Here is a 15652-nt window from a genome sequence, read left to right as displayed (position 1 = left end):
GAATAACGCTATCTTTAGTTAAGCTGCTTTACTAGCTAGTTCCATATCAAGATATTAATTAGATTCTAAAAAATTAAGGGATGTTTTCTATTGAATTTTCTTAGACGTTTTCACGATATAGTATCGGATCAAGACCTTAATTTTGACGATAAAACCCACCAGCTTCTAGAGTTCGGACTCGAGGTTTTTAACCTCGATTTAGCAATCATTAGCCGTGTTGAAAATAACTGTTATTCAGTGTTACATGCCATAACCCCTAATAACGAATTAAAAATAGGCACTCAATTTGATCTGGATGGCACCTACTGCGTACACACACTTGAGGCAGGTTCCGCACTTGCATTTCATAAAGTATCACAGAGCATAATTGCAGATCACCCATGCTATATTAATTTTCAGTTAGAATCGTACATTGGTGCACCTATAAAAGTAGGTAACAATGTATACGGTACTGTTAACTTCTCTTCTGCAACTGAATCACCAGTATTTTCAGACGACGCCTACGACTACATTGAGTTGTTTGCACAATGGTTAGGGGCTGAATTTGCTCGCAGCATCACAAGAGAAGAACTCACTAAAAACAGTAATAGTTTATTGAAACTAGAAAGTGTAGCTAATATAGGCACGTGGGAAGTAGACTTAACTAATAATAATATTTATTGGAGTCAACAAACTAAACGCATCCATCAAGTTGACGAAAATTATCAACCAAAAATAGACTCTGCGCTTGAATTTTATAAAGAAGGTCAAAGCAGAGATAGTATAACAAAAGCAGTCGAACTCGCCATACAATCAGGTGAAAAGTGGCATTTAGAACTGGAGATAATCACAGCTAAAAAGCAACATATTTGGGTGTCAACTTTTGGCGAAGCTGAGTTTGATGACGGTATTTGCGTAAGACTTTTTGGCACATTTCAAGATGTGACAGAGTCAGTTACCCTCAGAGAAGAACTTAAAAATAAAAAGGCCGAAGCGGAACGATTACTTGACGATAGAAGCATGTTACTTGCAAAAATAAGTCATGAACTAAGAACACCGCTCAACGGTATAACAGGCATGCTAACCACATTAATAGATGAACAAAACGAAGAAAAACGGTCTGAAAAAATAAAAGTTGCATTACGCAGTGCCGATATTCTTCTGAGCATAATCAATGAAGTACTCGATTTTTCTAAAATCAATCATGGTGAATTGAAACTCGAACCAACCGATTTCTTACTTAAAACAATTTTTACTGATCTTACTTCCTTGTACTCCCCATTGTTTACAAATACTAATGTGGACTTAAAAGTTAGCAATAATATACCCGACCATTGCTGGGCTTATTCAGACAATACAAGATTAAGTCAAATAGTCTCTAACCTATTAAGTAATGCTTTGAAATTCACCGAGCAAGGGTCGGTAAAATTGCAAACATCAATAACTAAAGCGAGTAATCAATTCACTTTAAATATTGAAGTGCATGACACAGGCAGAGGCATGACAAGTGGGTTTTTAAAGTCATTATTTTCGCCTTTCACTCAAGAAGTCGACGCCAAAAACAGCAAAGGTGGAACAGGACTTGGCTTAGCAATAGTTAAAGAACTTGTAGAATATATGGGCGGTACAATAAAAGTAGAGAGTGAGATAAATAAAGGCACACATTTTTTACTGAGTATTCCAATTAAACCGGGCAAAGAACAAATACATCACTCAAGTAACATATCGCAAGTTAATCTTTATGCTTGCAAGCTTTCTGTTTTAGTTGTCGATGATAACGATATAAATAGATTAGTACTTGATGCATCATTAAATAAGTTTAATGTGAGACCCGACTTTGCAGTTGATGGGCAAGACGCCATATTAAAGTGTCAGCAAAAACACTACGATCTTATTTTTATGGATTGTATTATGCCTATACTCGATGGCTTTGAGGCAACAAAACAACTGCGTTCAAAAAACATTTGCAGGCATGACTCAACTTATATTGTTGCCTTAACAGCTAATACATCAGCGCAAGATAAGCTAACATGCAAACAAGCTGGTATGGATATGTTTATCTCAAAACCATTTAAAATGCACTCATTAGAAATTGCGATTGCATCGGCTGCTGAGCGGCTGAAACTCAAACATTAATAAGAAAATATAATTGTATAAAGAATTCAACAATGAAAAATATATTTAGAACCGTACTGTTCGCTATATTAGCTGTAGTGCTATTTAAAGGTTTTTCAACTCAACAATGGCAGGCATTAATTATTGTCATTGTGGGGATCAGTATTTTACTACTCTCAACTTTTGTTACAAAGGCTAAATCTACTACAGGCTCGTCAATTTATGTAAGCGGTGGCACGTCTCATACGGATAGCAATTGCGGCGGTGGTGATTCTGGTGGTGGCTGCGATTAAATCGCATGTTAATTTTTAAGTATAAAAAAGCCGCCTTTGGAGAAGGGCGGCTTGGGTGAACAAACAGCTAAGGGTGAACGCTGTTATATCAAGAGAGATTTCTGGTTAACTAAGCAGCGCTTTGATCTTGCTCGGTTTCATCGCTGTGGCGAATTAAATAGTCAAATGCGCCTAAGCTTGCCGTTGCGCCACTGCCCATTGCAATAATAATTTGTTTAAACGGAGTATTGGTTGCATCCCCCGCGCCGTAAATGCCAGGTAATGACGTTGCGCCTTTAGCATCAATCAGTATTTCACCAAATTTACTTAATTCAAGGTCGCTGTCTTTTAACCACTCGGTATTTGGTATTAAGCCTATTTGTACAAATATACCGGCAAGTTCAAGCTCTTTGCTCTCCCCAGTCACTCTATCTGTGTACATTAAGCCTGTTACTTTTTTACCATCACCAAGTACTTCGGTTGTTTGTGCACTTTTGATAATAGTAATATTAGCCATACTTTTAGCTTTACGAATAAGCACTTCATCAGCTCGTAATGTGTCTGCAAATTCAAGTACCGTAACGCTTTGCACAATATTGGCTAAATCGATTGCCGCTTCTATACCTGAATTACCACCGCCAATTACAGCAACAGGTTTGCCTTTAAACAAAGGGCCGTCGCAATGTGGGCAATATGCCACACCGTGGCCGCGATATTCTTGCTCACCTGGAACGTTCATTTCGCGCCAGCGTGCACCAGTGGCAAGTACGAGCGATTTAGCTTTAAGTACTGCGCCATTTTCTAGTGTAATTTCGTAACCATTGTTATAACCAAGTGCCGCTGCACGCTGATTATGCATTACATCTACATCGTATTCTTTAACGTGCTCTTCAAGCTGAGCAACTAACTTTGGCCCTTCAGTCGCCTTTATTGAAATAAAGTTCTCTATTGCTAATGTATCGGCAACTTGCCCACCAAATCTGTCGGCAACAATGCCTGTATTTAACCCTTTTCGCGCTGAGTAAATAGCAGCCGATGCGCCCGCAGGCCCACCACCGATGACAAGTACATCAAATTTATCTTTTTTACTTAGCGATTCAGCTTGTCGCTGTGCCCCTTTGCTATCTACTTTATTGAGTATGTCGGTAAGGCTTAGTGCACCTTGGCTAAATGGTTCGCCATTTAAATATACAGCCGGTACAGCTAAAATATTTCGCTCTTCTACTTCATCTTGAAATAATGCGCCATCAATCATGGTGGCTTTAATATTACTGTTTGTCGCAGCCATAGTGTTAAGTGCTTGCACGACTTGCGGGCACGTTTGGCAACTTAGACTTATGTATACTTCAAAGTTTAGCTCTTGAGTAAGCGATTGTATTTGCTCAATGTCTTCGCTTTTAGCTTTACTTGCGTGTCCGCCAGTATGCAAAAGTGCTAACACTAAACTTGTGAATTCGTGACCCATAGGTACGCCTGCAAACGTAATATGAGTGTTTGTAATAGGTGAATGTACAACCATTGATGGGCGACGCGCGCTTTTATCAGGATTGTTTATTACCGTAAATTTATCGCTTAGTGAGGCTAAATCGTTTGCTAAGCTTTCTACCTCTGCTGATTTTTTGCTGTCATCCAAGGCAATAAGCAGCTCAACAGGTTGAGTAAGCGATTCGAAATGGCTTTTTAATTGATTTTTTATGTTGTTATCTAACATGGCTTAACCCTTTTAGGAAAATTTAAACAGCAAGCCTCCCAAGCCAAATAATGCATGTGCTTAAACAAATATATTGGTATAGGAGGCATCAACAAGCGTACGTTTGTTGATTTAAGGGCAGTTACCTGCCCTTACTTGATTGGAAAATCAGGTAGTTAGATTTTACCAACTAGGTCTAGTGAAGGTGCAAGTGTGTCTTCACCTGGCTGCCAAGATGCAGGACAAACTTCACCGTCGTGAGTTGCAATGTATTGTGCAGCTTGTACTTTACGAACAAGTTCTTTAGCGCTACGGCCAATTCCTAAATCGTGAGTTTCGATAATTTTAATTTCGCCCTCTGGGTTCATTACAAATGTACCGCGAAGTGCTAAGCCTTCTTCTTCAATCATTACACCAAAGCTGCGTGTAATACGTCCTGTTGGGTCGCCAATCATTGGGTAAGTAATTTTACCAATTGTGTCTGACGTGTCGTGCCATGCTTTATGAGTAAAATGAGTGTCAGTAGATACTGAGTAAACCTCTACGCCCATTTCTTGAAGTTGTGAGTAATGATCTGCCACATCGCCAAGTTCAGTAGGACATACAAATGTAAAATCAGCTGGGTAAAAGAAGAAGATTGACCATTTACCTAGAACATCTTTTTCAGACAATTCTACAAAGTCACCGTTGTGGTAAGCGGTTGCATTGAATGGTTGTAATTTTGTGTTGATTAATGAAGTGCTCATGGTATTCCTCATTTATATTTAAGTAGAATTAAAGTTACTCAACGCAGCCGTAGTATGTGGCCTCTTGCGTTGGCTTGATTAGTACAATAAGGCCAATTGATAATTAAATAAAATTGATTGTTTAGATTAAACTAATCGATTTTTAAGATTGAACTAGATTGTGTCTTTTCCCGTAAAAATAGCCGGCTCTAATTTTTGGACCAAAATACTGTTACAATACCCGCGCTTTTAATTATATAAACACAGGGCATACTGTTATGGAAAAATTTATCAATCACATTCAATTAGGCTACTTAGGCTTAATACCATTTTTAGGCTGCGTGGGTTGGCCGCTTGTGTTTGGTAGTAACAGTATTAACTTAGAATTTTTCACTTTTTATAGCATTGCTATATTAGCATTTATGACAGGTAACCTATGGCGAGCGGGTGAGCAAAGTTATAGCGATGCAGTAAAAGCCGTACTACCGGTTATTCCTGTGCCATTTTTAGCCTTTGTACCTGTTGAGTGGGCATTGGGTTGGTTAGCTATAAGTTTTTGGCTTGTGCTACTTTTTGAAAAAGCGACTGCGCAATGGCAAACCTACCACAAGGATTACCAAAAAATGCGTGTTGTACTTACCTCTGTTGTGTTTGTTTGTCACATTCTGACTATTGGTATGAGTATTTATCCTAAATAGCAGCTGTAAACTTAAATATTGTTCGGTAATAAGGTAATATCCGCACACTGCTATTTGAGGACACACCATGATTGACCAACTACGCCAACAACTCGACGAACTTGGCGAAAACTACGTAGAAAAAAACGCTGCATTTAAAATCAAAGTGATCCCATTTTTTTGTGCTATTCGCATTAAAAAAGATCATAAAAGTGAAGGTCGTTTAAGCTTTTATTCAAGTCAATTACTCGAAATATTTTTAGTCGTCTTATTTTTGTTATTCGGTTTAACACTTTACGATACAGATGCAGGATTTACTCATGGCCCTATTCATATTGCCTTTGCTGTTTTAATTACTTTTAATCTTATTATTAAACAAATCGCAATCGAAGGGTTAAAAACCAGACTTGCGTTTCATCGTTTACTAGCAAAAGACTCACAAACAAATAGCGATATAAATAATACTGCTACAAACATAAACGCTAAATAAAATATGTACTTAAATCCTCAATGGCGAATACTCACTGTAGGCGATGGCGATTTATCGTTTTCGAATGCTATTTACACTCACCTATCGCCAAAAGCTTTAGTTGCATCTACTTTCGATGACCAGACCACAATTGAGCAAAAGTACCAGCACAATGCACTTAGCAATTTAAAAGCGCACAACGTTGAAGTACTCAATGGCTTTGACGTAACAAACCCTGCGTGTTGGCAAGCTCTAAGTGAAAGCAAGCACAGCTTTGATGTGGTTATTTTTCAGTTTCCACTCATACCTGCGTTTGTTGGCCGTGAAGCGTTTGAAAACAACACGCGCCAAACCAGCATGAATGTACTTAACCGCGCTTTACTGCACCAGTTTATTAAATACGCTAACGAATACGCGCTTGATAAAAATGGTCCAATGCTGTGCTACATCACCTCAAAGGATGTAAAACCCTATCGCGAATGGAATATAGAAGGCAGTTTAAATACTCATCTAAACATTGAGTATTGTGGGCAAATGCCTTTTGATATTAGCCGCTTTGAAGGTTATAAAATTCGTAATGTTGACCGCGATAAACACGTTAAAGACACCAGCGGTATAACTTACGTTTTCAGCCCAAAAAGTATCGATAAACATACTAGCGAATTAAGCTCACGTCTTACAAAGCCTACATACTTAACACCAAACCATTGCCCGCTTTGTCGCGTTGGCCCCTATATGGCAAATGAAGATGAAACTAAGCATATAAATGCTAAAAAACATAAGCAAATGCTGCACCTTGAAAGCGATTGGCAACAATGGCTAAATGATTTTTATAGCTCGTTAATCTCTAAGTGATAATTTAATTAAATCAGCCGCTTTTTCTGCAATAGCAATAACGGGTGCATTAGTATTACCAGTAATAATGCTAGGCATAATAGACGCATCAACCACGCGTAAATTACTCATCCCATGAACCCTTAAGTTTGTATCTACCACAGCCATTGAGTCTTGTCCCATTTTACATGTACCAACTGGGTGATATTCGGTATCTGCTGTTTGACGAATGAATGCAATAAGTTGCTCATCGTTATTTATATCAAGCGGATACACCATTTTTCCGCGTATGCTATCAAAGGCTTTGCTTTGCATAATCATCAACGTTTTTTTAAGACCTAATAACATTGCTGCTAAGTCATCTGGATGGCTTAAATAATTAGGGTCGATAAGCGGTGCACTACGCGGGTTGTTATCAGCTAACGTAATCGTGCCTCGGCTTTTAGGACGCATAATACTGCTGTGTATACTGTAACCATGCCCAGTGTGTAATTTGCGACTATGATCGTCCACCAGCCCAATAACAAATTCTAATTGAACATCTGGCGCTGGCGAGTCTTCAAATAATTTAATAAACGCATGCGACTCTGCAAAATTACTGGTTAAACGCCCTTGTCGTTTACTGAACCAATCTACACAACCTTTTAAAATATGCCCTATACCTAACGGGCTCATCCCAAACGTGCCTTTATTGTATTTGGCTTTAAATAATGGCACCACGGTTAAATGATCTTGTAAATTATTACCGACTCCCTCAAGCGGCACAGCAACGTCAATATTATGCGCTTTTAAGTGATTTTTTGGCCCAATGCCTGAAAGCATCAATATTTGCGGAGAGTTAATAGCACCTGCGCTTAATATTACTTCTTTACGTGCGAGCAAATTAATAACCTGATTATTGCGCTCTATTTGCACGCCTTTCGCTGTGTTATTTTTTATATTTATTTTATTAACATGGCTATTGGTTAATACAGTTAAATTTGGGCGGTTTAAATACGGTGTTAAATATGCCTTTGCTGCACTACACCGCTCGCCATTATGCTGCGTTACTTGCGATAAACGTGCACCACTTTGTTCTTCGCCATTTATATCGGTACTTAAATTAACGCCCTGCTCAGCACAGGCATTTAAAAAGTATTGATTGACATGGCTTGGGCTATTTAGCTCTTGTATATGCAGTGGGCCTTTTGTACCGTGAAGATCATTATTTATAAACGTTTTATTGTTTTCAGCTTTAATAAAATATGGAAGTAAACTCTCAAAATCCCAACCAGTATTGCCACTAGCCGCCCATTGGTCGTAATCGTATTTATTACCTCGAATATAAACCATTGCATTAGTCGAGCTTGACCCACCCAATACTTTGCCTCTAGGTACAAACCCGCAACGATTATTCAGCGCTTTTTGCACTACTGTATTGTAATGCCAACTATTAATACCATAAGGCACACTCGCCGCAATTCCCGCTGGCATTTGAACAAATGCGCTGTTATCACTTTTTCCTGCTTCAATTAAGCAAACGCTTACATTTTTATCCTCTGACAAGCGCGATGCAATAACGCAACCGCCACTGCCAGCTCCAATAACAATGTAGTCAAATGCGGTGTTGTTCATGGTGTACCTTAATTAGAATTTAAACGGCTTTAATGGCAATAGTGCATAGAAAAACTCAGCAAAACTTGATATTTTTAGACACCGTTTATTTGAGGTTAACTATGAGCAGCCTAATTAGAGCTACGTCACTACAAGGTATAGATACCCTAATTAGAGAGTTTGGCGGCGACCCGTATATGATCATGCGAAGTAATAATATTAATATTGACTTTGAATGCCTGGAAAACCAATATCTGCCTTATCGTGCCTACGCCGAGGTATTAGAGTACTGCGCGTGTAAATTTAATTGCCTCAGCTTTGGCCTTCAGCTTGCAAGCAGGCAAAATTTTGATATTTTAGGACACGTTGCAATAGCAGCCAAAAGCGGCACTAACTTAGGTGATGCGCTCAATTGGGTTGTTAAATACTTGCATTTACATAGCCCTGCACTGAGTTTAACGTCGCACCCTTTAGAGGATGAAAAAAGCTTATTTCTCTCATTCGAAATTAACCTTAAACCCTTACCTAACATTAGCCAAGCAATTGAGCTTACCATTGGTTTAGCACTCGCTATTATAAAAAAGCTGAGCAATAACCGCTGTAAACCAATGAATGTATTTTTGCCACAAAGATTAAGTGCTAACGCTCGCGCTTATAACGCTTATTTTGGCTGTGACGTTATAGAGCACCGTAATAGCGCCGGCATTGTAATAGTGAAAAGCGACTTGGCACTTAAGCTTGAACAATCAGAGCTAAATAAGGTACAAGCTGCGCTGAGTTTTTTAGCCAAAAATGCAGAGCACACGCAATCATTACCCAACCAAGTCAGTGCGTTAATAAGGCCAATGTTGCCTATTTATCAATGCAGTAACCAAACTATTTCTGCTGCGCTGGGTATGCACCCTCGCACCCTACACCGAGAACTTGCAAAACATAATACGAGCTTTGTAAAACTAAAAGATGCCACTCGCCGCGCTTTAGCTGCTCATTACTTAGCGCAGAACCAATATACAATATCAACTATATCTGAGCTTTTAGGGTATCAGGAGCAAGCAACATTATGTGCTAATGTTAAACGCTGGTTTGGGTGTTCTCCTCGTACATACAGGGCTAAAAAAGTGATAGACTAAGCGCTCTTATATTTTCTAAGGAGCGGGTATGAACTTTGTTATTGTTGGCACCAATTTTATTAGCGACACATTGTTAGCCGCTGCAAATACGTTAAACGATTTTAATTTGTACGCAGTGTGCTCGCGTGCAGTATCAAGCGGCGAAGCGTTTTTAGCCAAACACCCACAAAATGCACAAGCTAAAATTTTCACCTCAATCGAGCAAGTTTGCCAAGATCACAATGTCGATGCTGTCTACATAGCCGCCCCTAACAGCTTACACAAACAATATGCCGTTATGTGCCTAGAAGCGGGTAAACATGTCCTTGGCGAAAAACCATCAGCAGCCAATTCTAAAGAGCTTGCAAGCATTATAGCTACAGCAAAAAAGCATCAGCGCCTTTACATGGAAGCCATGATGACCACTCACTTGCCTAACTTTGCACGGCTGCAACAGGCAATGGTAAAAATTGGCACACCACGTAAATACATTGGGCAATATAGTCAATATTCATCTCGCTACGATAAGTACAAAAATGGCGAACGGCCAAATACATTTTTACCTGAGTTTGCTAATGGTGCACTGGTTGACTTAGGTATCTATCCGCTTTATTTACTCATTGCACTTTGGGGCGCACCAAAAAGCGTGAGTGCCAGTGGCGTATTGCTTGATACAGGTGTAGATGGTGCGGGCGATGTATTACTAAATTACGCAGATAAACAAGCTGTTATTAGTTACTCCAAAATATCGCAAGGCGACAACATAACCGAAATACAAGGCGAACTTGGCCGTATTCGTATCGAAGCCGTATCACAACTTAAAAAAATAGAGTTTATTGCTAACAATGGAGAGCGTGAGTTAGTGTCTATCGCATTTGACGAGCACTTTATGAAATTTGAAGTTGAGCATTTTATGCAAATGGTTAGTCAAAAAAAGTTACAATCGGACATTAACACACATCAATTAGCACGTAATGTGATGGCAGTACTTGACGAGGCCCGTAAACAATTAGGGGTTATTTACCCAAACGACACGGTATCCTAAAGATCTAAAAATAAATGTAGGCGTTAACCAACGACAATTAACGCCCACAGTAATTTATTTTATAATATGACTTAGCTACCAATATTACCTAAGCCAGAGCGACCCCCTTCCATGGGCAATCAATTTGGCTTAAATTACTTTTTACAATTGCTGCTAATGGCACATGCACTTTCAATATGTAAATTATTTGTTTCAAAAAAGTACGATGCAAAACTATCACAGCAAAACCTACCAATCAAGATTACCAATTATTTATTCTAAATTAAATTGGTAATACATGTAAAAATTACCAATAATGTACTATGATTTTAGTTATAATATGACTTTGCAATTTTGACATAGTGGTTAACTTTACGGTAACCTTTGGTCTTAACATTTGGTCTACGCTTTAAGTTTTACAAGATCTAGCGCGTACAGTCCTTAAGGTATATAAAGGTAAAATATGGGAAATCGTCGCTTATTTTGGCGCATCGTTGATAAGGTTGAGTCTTTAATAAACCAAGGTGAATTTTCTGCTGGCATGCGTTTACCGCCAGAAAGAGAACTAGCAGAGATGTTCGACGTTAGCCGCCCTACAATTAGAGAAGCTATTATCGCATTAGAAGTGCGCGGTCGTGTTGAAGTAAAAACGGGTTCCGGTGTTTACGTAGTAGAAAGCCTCGACGCACCAATTAAATCCCAAGAAATCAGTGCTTTTGAACTAACTCAAGCCCGTGCACTCATCGAAGGTGAAATTGCAGCTTTAGCAGCGTTAAGTATTACAGAACAAGAACTTGAAAAACTAAACAAGACGCTTGAAGCCATGCAAGAAGGCTTATATGTTGAGCAAGCAGACAGAGAATTTCATGAAATAATAGCACGTGCAACGCGTAACAAAGCGCTTGAATTTGCCGTCGCTAATTTATGGGATTTACGCTTAACTAATGCACAAATTGTAACTGATTACAGTAGCGTATGTGCTAATAACAACGAATGCGTAATGGACGAACATACTGCTATTTATAATGCATTAAAGCAACATGATGCAAATGCTGCTCGTGCAGCAATGCATCAACATTTTAATCGACTCATTAACGCGTTATTTGATGCCGTTGAGTCACGCGCTTTAGAAGAAGTGAAACGTAAAAATAGCGAAAAACGAGGCCTCTACTCTTTAGATGGCCTAGTAAAAAGCGCTCATTAATACAATGAAAAGCTAGCACTCGTCCTGATTGCTAGCTTTTTCTCCTCTTTAGCAATAAAAATACCACTTAAATTTAGAATAACCCTCCTTACTTTTGAACATAAAACCTTACGTATAAATATAAAAAAAGATACTATGCCTGCCATTCAACTGGTTGTAATAGCAATCTGCTTGTATTGGATCTATTTGACGATAAGAAAATCACGCTAGAACTAGGCAAAAATTTTTGTATCTAGTTGTTCTAAATGAAAGATTTATGCAGATTGGTATAATTAAGGAGTATTATGCAAGCATCTTCAAAAAGTTATTTACTGGCTATCGTGTGTGTACTGCTTGCCATGATGACCATTCAAACGGGCGCGTCGTTTGCAAAACAGCTTTTTCCAATTGTTGGCCCTGAGGGTACAACTGCCCTTAGACTTGGTTTTTCTGCCTTTATACTTTGCTTAGTGTTTAAGCCTTGGAAACACTTACCCTCGTCGGGTAATCGTATTCCTATAATTGTGTATGGTTTAAGTTTAGGCGGCATGAACATTTTGTTTTATTACGCTATTGAACGCATTCCACTAGGCATTGGTGTAGCACTTGAATTTACAGGCCCGCTTGCTGTTGCCTTATTTTCATCACGCCGCAAACGTGATTTATTTTGGGTTGCCTGTGCTATTGCTGGTATTTTGCTTCTGCTTCCTGATATGAGCGGGCAAGATAGCCTTGATCCATTAGGTGTAGCGCTTGCGCTTGGTGCTGGCGCGTGTTGGGCAGGTTATATATTATTTGGTAAAAAGACCGGCACACAAAGTTCTGGTGGAGCCACTGTCGCATTGGGCATGACTGTTGCCGCTATAGTGCTAGTGCCTTACGGCGGCATTATGCAAAGCCCCGCGTTTACATGGGAAATTATCCCACTGGGTATTGGTATTGCTATTTTATCAAGCGCACTGCCTTACACACTTGAAATGGTTGCACTGCGTAACATGCCTTCACAAGGGTTTAGCGTAATGATGAGTTTAGAGCCTGCAATAGCTTCGCTCGCAGGGTTTATTATACTGGGTGAATTGCTTACTTTATGGCAGTGGCTCGCTATTTTGCTTGTAATTATTGCATCTGTTGGTAGCTCGTTTTCAAACGCAAAAAAACAGGCTACTTAGTTAACTACCAAACTAACCTAAACAACACAATAAAGTCACCATACAACATGGTGACTTTATTGTGTTGTATCCGGTAATTTTTTAACTCACAGCCTTACTTTGCTTTTTAGTTGTAACCAAATAACCAATCAACGAAATAAGCGGCATACCCGTAGCCACCAGTGCAATACCAGTCCAACCACCCACTTCATATAATGGGCTGGCAATAAGCGAGCCTACTGCGCCACCTACAAATATGCTAGTCATATAAATAGCGTTTAAACGCGCACGGCTTTGTGGCTCTAGTGCGTACACTGCACGTTGACCCAATACCATATTGGCCTGCACAGAAAAATCAATAAACACACCGGTTAATGCCAATACTATAATGCCGTAAGGTAACTCAAATAAGCTTGGTAAAAAGCACAGTGCTGCAATGAGTTTGGCCAGTAACGATAACTGATGCGTATAGCCCTTATCAGCCAAACGCCCAACAATGGGAGCTGCTACAGCACCTGCGGCGCCCACTAGTGCAAACAATGCTATTTCTGATTGGGATAAACCATACTCACGGGCAAGCACAACCGGTACGCTCGTCCAAAATAAGCTGAACGATGCAAACATTAACGCTTGAAAAAGTGAACGTTGGCGCAGCACTGGCTGGCTTATCATTAATTGTTTCAGCGATTTTAATAACTTAAAATACGTTGTTTTATGGGTTGGTTGCCTGCTTGGAATAGCAAAATAAATTACGCCTACAATAAACACCATACACCCTGCTGCAAAGTAAAATACAGCGCGCCAACCAAAGTGATCGGCTATTAAGCTCGATATAGGTCTTGCCAGCAAAATACCTAGCAACAAACCCGCCATAATATTGCCAAGAACTTGTCCGCGTTTTTCGTCAGACGATAAATGCGCAGCAAGTGGAATAAGCACCTGAACAGAAACCGAACTTATACCTATCATCAAACATAAAATAAGCATTACATTAGGTGAATCAGCAAGTGCCGTACCCACTAAACTCAAAAACGACACAGCTAGAGTAATAAGCATTAAACGCTTATTTTCAATTAAGTCAGCTAATGGCACTAAAAAAAACAACCCCAAAGCGTAGCCTATTTGTGTAAGCGATACGATAAGGCTAGCACTGCGTGAACTTAATCCAACTTCTGGGGCAAGCAACTCAATAATAGGTTGAGCGTAATAAATATTGGCAACAATAAGACCGCAACACAAAGCAATAATAGTAACGAGTGTATTGCTAAGTGGTTGCGCTGAAACGCCTGTTTGGGTCATGTGTGTCTCTACTTTACAAAAATAATAAAACCCAACCAGCAAACGCGGGTTGGGTTATAACCTCGTAATTTACTTATTTTATTGGTGATGGCTGCCCATGTGGGCTTGAACGTAAATATTGTTTAGGTGCAGTTACTGTAGCGCCAAGCTTTGCAGCTGCATGCCACGGCCAGTGCGGGTTATATAAAATGCCACGCGCTAGTGCTACGCCATCGGCTTGATGCTCACTAATAATATCTTCTGCTTGTTGCGCCTGTGTAATTAAACCCACCGCTATAACAGGCATTTTAACCGCTTCTTTTATGGCTGTTGCAAACGGTACCTGGAAATTAGGTTTAACTGGTATTTGTTGCTCTGGGCTTAGGCCCGCCGTACTTACATGAATAAAGTCACAACCGAGTTCATCAAGCGCTTTACTAAGCACTATCGATTGCTCTAAATCCCAGCCACCTTCAACCCAATCAGTTGCCGAAATACGCACACCAACTGCTTTATTACTGGGGAATACCGCTCTTACCGCTTTAAAAACATCAAGCAATAAGCGCATTCTGTTTTCTAGGCTACCACCGTAGTTGTCGTCGCGCTTGTTTGAAAGTGGCGACAAAAACTGGTGTAACAGGTAACCGTGCGCACCATGCAGCTCGATTAAATCAAGGCCGAGTTCATCAGCGCGTTTAGCTGCACTGACAAAGTCTTTAATTAGTGAATCTATGTCAGATTGGCTCATTGCTTTTGGTACTGGGCTTTTATCGTCGTACCCAATTGCCGAAGGGCCGAGCGTTTGCCAGCCATTAACGTCATCAGGTGCAATGGCATCGCCACCGTCCCATGGTTTTTTAGTTGAAGCTTTACGCCCAGCATGCGCTAACTGAATACCAATAGGCATAGGGCTGTATTGCCTTACTGCTTTTAGGCTTTTGCCTAGTGCTTGCTGGGTTTCATTATTCCAAAGCCCTAAATCACCATAGCTAATACGCCCCTCTGGGTTTACTGCTGTTGCCTCTAAAATAAGTAATCCTGCACCACTTAAACTCAATTGGCCTAAATGAATAGTATGCCAATCGCTAGCAGCGCCATTATTGGCTGAATACTGGCACATAGGGGCAATAATAATACGGTTATCTAGTGTTACTTGCCCAAGTGATAAAGGCGAAAATAGTTGGCTCATTGTTAATCCTTAAAAACACGCACAAAAAAGTGCGGACAAAATAAAAAAGAGAATACGAAGCGGCAATCAAACACGCTCACTCAATAACTTAAACTGTCACTAGTAATGGCGACTTAACATTCTTAATGGGGATCAAAATACACTTTAATAGTGCTAATAAAAGTATAAGTAATGACATTATGAAATATTAATTTTAATGTAATAATTTGTTTAACGAGCACGTCATAACACCATCTTAAAAATATGAATGACTATTTACCTTTAAACAAGGGTGTGATTTTTAACCTAACTGTACCTAATAGCACTAAGCTATTGCTTATATTGCCTATTAACTAAATAAAAACCCCACACATAAACCATATTTATT

The 15652-nt window shown here is 39.6% G+C and carries 14 protein-coding genes; 9 read left to right on the top strand and 5 right to left on the bottom strand.

Going from position 1 to position 15652, the window contains the following annotated elements:
• Nucleotides 1-90 precede the first annotated feature (90 nt).
• Both AOR04_RS19795 and AOR04_RS19790 read left to right on the top strand, forming a co-directional pair.
• Nucleotides 91-2115: a hybrid sensor histidine kinase/response regulator gene (locus AOR04_RS19795; RefSeq protein ID WP_096794434.1), complete on the top strand. Its 2025-nt coding sequence runs from the start codon at nucleotides 91-93 to the stop codon at nucleotides 2113-2115.
• Nucleotides 2116-2147: 32 nt separating this feature from the next.
• A complete protein-coding gene (locus tag AOR04_RS19790) occupies nucleotides 2148-2387 on the top strand; it encodes a hypothetical protein (RefSeq protein WP_096794433.1) in 240 nt (79 codons plus the stop codon).
• Between the two features lie 109 nt (nucleotides 2388-2496).
• Here the strand turns inward: AOR04_RS19790 and ahpF are convergent, their stop codons facing one another.
• On the bottom strand, nucleotides 2497-4077 hold the full coding sequence (ahpF, locus tag AOR04_RS19785; protein ID WP_096794432.1) for an alkyl hydroperoxide reductase subunit F: 1581 nt from the start codon (nucleotides 4075-4077) through the stop codon (nucleotides 2497-2499).
• A 155-nt stretch (nucleotides 4078-4232) separates the two neighbouring features.
• Nucleotides 4233-4802 (bottom strand): alkyl hydroperoxide reductase subunit C, encoded by a 570-nt coding sequence (ahpC, locus tag AOR04_RS19780; protein WP_007375625.1) that lies wholly within the window; start codon nucleotides 4800-4802, stop codon nucleotides 4233-4235.
• 257 nt (nucleotides 4803-5059) lie between these two features.
• Here ahpC and AOR04_RS19775 point away from each other — a divergent pair, with 257 nt between their 5' ends.
• The 3 genes from AOR04_RS19775 to AOR04_RS19765 all read left to right on the top strand — a co-directional run bounded on the left by AOR04_RS19775 (nucleotide 5060) and on the right by AOR04_RS19765 (nucleotide 6782).
• Nucleotides 5060-5479: a DUF3429 domain-containing protein gene (locus AOR04_RS19775; protein ID WP_033030720.1), complete on the top strand. Its 420-nt coding sequence runs from the start codon at nucleotides 5060-5062 to the stop codon at nucleotides 5477-5479.
• 67 nt (nucleotides 5480-5546) lie between these two features.
• Complete coding sequence (locus AOR04_RS19770; protein ID WP_008134428.1) at nucleotides 5547-5948, top strand: hypothetical protein; 402 nt, start codon at nucleotides 5547-5549, stop codon at nucleotides 5946-5948.
• Between the two features lie 3 nt (nucleotides 5949-5951).
• A complete protein-coding gene (locus AOR04_RS19765; protein WP_096794431.1) occupies nucleotides 5952-6782 on the top strand; it encodes a class I SAM-dependent methyltransferase in 831 nt (276 codons plus the stop codon).
• On the opposite strand, the gene AOR04_RS19760 is transcribed toward AOR04_RS19765, so the two are convergent.
• Nucleotides 6768-8375, bottom strand: a complete 1608-nt coding sequence (locus tag AOR04_RS19760) for a GMC family oxidoreductase (RefSeq protein WP_096794430.1) — start codon at nucleotides 8373-8375, stop codon at nucleotides 6768-6770. The two genes, AOR04_RS19765 and AOR04_RS19760, sit on opposite strands and share 15 nt — an antisense overlap.
• A 101-nt stretch (nucleotides 8376-8476) precedes the next feature.
• On the opposite strand from AOR04_RS19760, the gene AOR04_RS19755 reads away from it, so the two are divergent.
• The 4 genes from AOR04_RS19755 to AOR04_RS19740 all read left to right on the top strand — a co-directional run bounded on the left by AOR04_RS19755 (nucleotide 8477) and on the right by AOR04_RS19740 (nucleotide 12839).
• A complete protein-coding gene (locus AOR04_RS19755) occupies nucleotides 8477-9484 on the top strand; it encodes an AraC family transcriptional regulator (RefSeq protein ID WP_033030711.1) in 1008 nt (335 codons plus the stop codon).
• Nucleotides 9485-9512: 28 nt separating this feature from the next.
• A complete protein-coding gene (locus tag AOR04_RS19750) occupies nucleotides 9513-10508 on the top strand; it encodes a Gfo/Idh/MocA family protein (protein WP_096794429.1) in 996 nt (331 codons plus the stop codon).
• Nucleotides 10509-10950: 442 nt separating this feature from the next.
• Entirely contained in the window at nucleotides 10951-11691 is a 741-nt protein-coding gene (locus tag AOR04_RS19745; RefSeq protein ID WP_007375632.1) for a FadR/GntR family transcriptional regulator, read from the top strand.
• Nucleotides 11692-11975: 284 nt separating this feature from the next.
• Nucleotides 11976-12839, top strand: coding sequence for an EamA family transporter (locus AOR04_RS19740; RefSeq protein WP_096794428.1), 864 nt, complete (start codon nucleotides 11976-11978; stop codon nucleotides 12837-12839).
• Between the two features lie 81 nt (nucleotides 12840-12920).
• Here AOR04_RS19740 and AOR04_RS19735 read toward each other — a convergent pair whose 3' ends face one another.
• Nucleotides 12921-14117 carry an MFS transporter gene (locus AOR04_RS19735; protein ID WP_096794427.1) on the bottom strand — a complete coding sequence of 399 codons (1197 nt, stop codon included), beginning with the start codon at nucleotides 14115-14117 and terminating at the stop codon, nucleotides 12921-12923.
• Between the two features lie 73 nt (nucleotides 14118-14190).
• Nucleotides 14191-15285, bottom strand: coding sequence for an NADH:flavin oxidoreductase/NADH oxidase (locus AOR04_RS19730; protein ID WP_096794426.1), 1095 nt, complete (start codon nucleotides 15283-15285; stop codon nucleotides 14191-14193).
• Between the last annotated feature and the right edge of the window lie 367 nt (nucleotides 15286-15652).

Source organism: Pseudoalteromonas sp. 1_2015MBL_MicDiv (assembly GCF_002407505.1).
In the GTDB taxonomy this organism is placed as follows: Bacteria; Pseudomonadota; Gammaproteobacteria; order Enterobacterales; family Alteromonadaceae; genus Pseudoalteromonas; species Pseudoalteromonas fuliginea.
The sequence above is the reverse complement of the archived record's forward strand: the minus strand, read 5'-3'. Positions and strand labels throughout refer to the sequence as shown.

Excerpts from the sequence above, each read along its gene's own strand:
- AOR04_RS19750 (WP_096794429.1), top strand. The coding sequence starts at position 9,513 with ATGAACTTTGTTATTGTTGGCACCAATTTTATTAGCGACACATTGTTA.
- ahpF (WP_096794432.1), bottom strand. The coding sequence starts at position 4,077 with ATGTTAGATAACAACATAAAAAATCAATTAAAAAGCCATTTCGAATCG.
- AOR04_RS19730 (WP_096794426.1), bottom strand. The coding sequence starts at position 15,285 with ATGAGCCAACTATTTTCGCCTTTATCACTTGGGCAAGTAACACTAGAT.
- AOR04_RS19760 (WP_096794430.1), bottom strand. The coding sequence starts at position 8,375 with ATGAACAACACCGCATTTGACTACATTGTTATTGGAGCTGGCAGTGGC.
- ahpC (WP_007375625.1), bottom strand. The coding sequence starts at position 4,802 with ATGAGCACTTCATTAATCAACACAAAATTACAACCATTCAATGCAACC.
- AOR04_RS19790 (WP_096794433.1), top strand. The coding sequence starts at position 2,148 with ATGAAAAATATATTTAGAACCGTACTGTTCGCTATATTAGCTGTAGTG.
- AOR04_RS19755 (WP_033030711.1), top strand. The coding sequence starts at position 8,477 with ATGAGCAGCCTAATTAGAGCTACGTCACTACAAGGTATAGATACCCTA.
- AOR04_RS19775 (WP_033030720.1), top strand. The coding sequence starts at position 5,060 with ATGGAAAAATTTATCAATCACATTCAATTAGGCTACTTAGGCTTAATA.
- AOR04_RS19770 (WP_008134428.1), top strand. The coding sequence starts at position 5,547 with ATGATTGACCAACTACGCCAACAACTCGACGAACTTGGCGAAAACTAC.
- AOR04_RS19735 (WP_096794427.1), bottom strand. The coding sequence starts at position 14,117 with ATGACCCAAACAGGCGTTTCAGCGCAACCACTTAGCAATACACTCGTT.
- AOR04_RS19765 (WP_096794431.1), top strand. The coding sequence starts at position 5,952 with ATGTACTTAAATCCTCAATGGCGAATACTCACTGTAGGCGATGGCGAT.
- AOR04_RS19740 (WP_096794428.1), top strand. The coding sequence starts at position 11,976 with ATGCAAGCATCTTCAAAAAGTTATTTACTGGCTATCGTGTGTGTACTG.
- AOR04_RS19745 (WP_007375632.1), top strand. The coding sequence starts at position 10,951 with ATGGGAAATCGTCGCTTATTTTGGCGCATCGTTGATAAGGTTGAGTCT.